Annotated in this window: 3 protein-coding genes; all 3 read left to right on the top strand. The window is 63.8% G+C overall.

From position 1 onward, the window contains the following. On the top strand, positions 1-471 hold a 471-nt coding region (locus A8G08_RS19135; RefSeq protein WP_157108666.1), incomplete at its 5' end, for an ABC transporter permease. A gap of 17 nt (positions 472-488) precedes the next feature. Next, positions 489-1,838 (top strand): LLM class flavin-dependent oxidoreductase, encoded by a 1,350-nt coding sequence (locus tag A8G08_RS19140; protein WP_068277723.1) that lies wholly within the window; start codon positions 489-491, stop codon positions 1,836-1,838. A gap of 96 nt (positions 1,839-1,934) precedes the next feature. After that, positions 1,935-2,466 (top strand): LLM class flavin-dependent oxidoreductase (locus A8G08_RS19145; RefSeq protein ID WP_157108667.1); only part of this gene is annotated, 532 nt, incomplete at its 3' end.

The following is a 2,466-nucleotide window of genomic DNA, read 5'->3' on the forward strand; positions in this document are numbered from 1 at the left end:
TTGGAGTTGTTCCGCAACACCGCGGCGCTGGCGCTGTTGCCGGTGTTCGTGCTGATCCTCGGCATCGGTGAGGAGTCGAAGGTCGCGCTGGTGGTCTACGCCTGCACGTTCCCGATCCTGCTCAACACCATTACCGGCGTGCGCACTGTTGAGCCGTTGCTGGTGAAATCCGCTCAGTCCATGGGTTTCTCGTCGTTGCGGCTGTTCCAGAAGGTGGTGTTGCCGGCTGCGGTGCCGTCCATCTTCACCGGTATTCGAATGGCGGCCGCTGCCTCGATTCTCGTGCTGATCGCTGCCGAGATGGTGGGTGCGAAGGCGGGTCTGGGTTACCTGATCACCGCATCGCAGCTGAATTTCCAGATCCCGCAGATGTACGCCGGGATCATCGCGATCGCGCTCGTCGGCCTCGTGTTCAACGCAGTCATCGTCTTCATCGAACGCCGGCTCTCCCGCTGGCGCCAGGATTCGTAGGAAAGAGTTACCTCTCAATGTCCAAGTTGAACAAGAAGTTTCATCTCAACGCCTTTCTCATGGGTGTCGGTCATCATGAGGCGGCGTGGCGGCACCCGCGCACCAATGCGGGCGACGCGCTCGATGTGGCGCACTTCCAGAATCTCGGCAAGATCGCCGAGCGCGGCAAGCTCGACTCCGTGTTCTTTGCCGACGGGCTCGCGGTCGGTCCTCGGGTCAAGAACAATGTGCAGGCCATCTTCGAGCCGGTGACGCTGCTGTCTGCGATTGCCGTGGCCACCGAGCGAATCGGATTGATCGCGACCTCGTCGACGACCTACGCCGATCCGTACACGACTGCCCGCAAGTTCACCTCGCTCGACCACATCAGCGCCGGCCGTGCGGGGTGGAACATCGTCACCTCGGCCGGTGCCGACGAAGCCGCGAACTACGGGCTCGATGGCACCCCTCTGCACGCCGGAAGGTATGACCGCGCACAGGAATTCGTCGACGTCACGATCGAGCTGTGGGACAGCTGGGAAGACGACGCGGTGCGACTTGACGTCGAGGCGGGCATCTTCGCGAATCCGGACAAGGTGCACATCATCAACCACAAGGGTGAGCACTTCCAGATCCGCGGCCCGCTCAACTCGCCTCGGTCGTTGCAGGGGCGTCCCTTGCTCGTGCAGGCCGGATCCTCGGAGAGCGGAAAGGATTTCGCTGCCCGCTACGCCGAGGCAGTCTTCACCGCGCAGCGCACGCTCGAACAGGGTCAGGAGTTCTACCGCGATCTGAAGGCTCGCGTGGTAAAGGCGGGCCGCAGCGCCGACGACCTGAAGGTGCTGCCGGGCATCGTGCCGTTCATCGCGGACACGGAGGAAGAGGCGCGGGCGCTGGAGCAGTCGTTCACGGATCTCATTTCGCCGGAATACTCGTTGCGCCAGCTGTCCACGATGCTCGGCGTCGACCTCACCGAGCACTCGCTGGACGCCCCACTGCCGCCGCTGCCCCCGATCGAGCAGATCGAGGGCCACAAGAGCCGCTACCAGCTGGTGAAGGATCTTGCGGCGGAAGGCAATCGCACCGTGCGCGAGCTGATCGGTCTCCTCGGTGGTGGACGTGGGCATCGCACATTCGCCGGCACGCCGGAGCAGGTGGCCGACGAGCTCGAGCAGTGGTTCACCCAGGGTGCGGCGGATGGCTTCAACATCATGCCGCCGTACCTGCCGGGCGGACTGGAAGATTTCGTCGATCGGGTCGTCCCGATCCTGCAGCAGCGCGGCTTGTTCCGCGACGAGTACACCTCGACCACGCTGCGTGGCCACTACGGGCTCGGTGAGCTGGACAACCAGTTCGCGGCGGCGCGTGCGGAGGCGACAACGGCCTGACTCTTGCTCTGAGTCGGGAGGTGGAATACGCACGGGAGGACGAATCCTCGTCCTCCCGTGCGTATTTGGTGTACGGATAGGAGGATGCTCGGCGCAATGCCTCAGTCGAACAGGCAGCTTCACCTCAACCTTTTCATTTTCGGTGTCGGGCAGGCCGAGGCCGCGTGGCGGCATCCGCTCACCAACGAGCGCGACCTGCTCGATGTCGCGCACTATCAGAACCTGGCCCGGATTGCTGAGCGCGGGAAGCTGGATTCGGTGTTCTTCGCCGACGCCCTGGCCGTCGATTCCCGGATCAAGCACAACGCGCTGTGGATCTTCGAACCGGTCACGCTGCTGTCGGCCATCGCCGTCGCCACGGAGCGGATCGGCTTGATCGCTACCGCAACGACTTCGTACTCCGATCCGTACACGACGGCGCGCAAGTTCGCCTCGCTCGACCACATCAGCGGTGGGCGGGCGGGCTGGAACATCGTTACCTCCGCCTTGCCGGAAGAGGCAGCCAACTTCGGCCTCGACGACACACCTCAACATGGCGGGAGATACGAGCGCGCAACCGAATTCGTCGATGCCACGCTCGAGCTGTGGGACAGCTGGGAGGACGACGCGGTGCTGCTCGATGCCGAGT

The organism is Aldersonia kunmingensis (assembly GCF_001646865.1).
In the GTDB taxonomy this organism is placed as follows: domain Bacteria; phylum Actinomycetota; class Actinomycetes; order Mycobacteriales; family Mycobacteriaceae; genus Aldersonia; species Aldersonia kunmingensis.

Excerpts from the sequence above, each read along its gene's own strand:
- A8G08_RS19140 (WP_068277723.1), top strand. The coding sequence starts at position 489 with ATGTCCAAGTTGAACAAGAAGTTTCATCTCAACGCCTTTCTCATGGGT.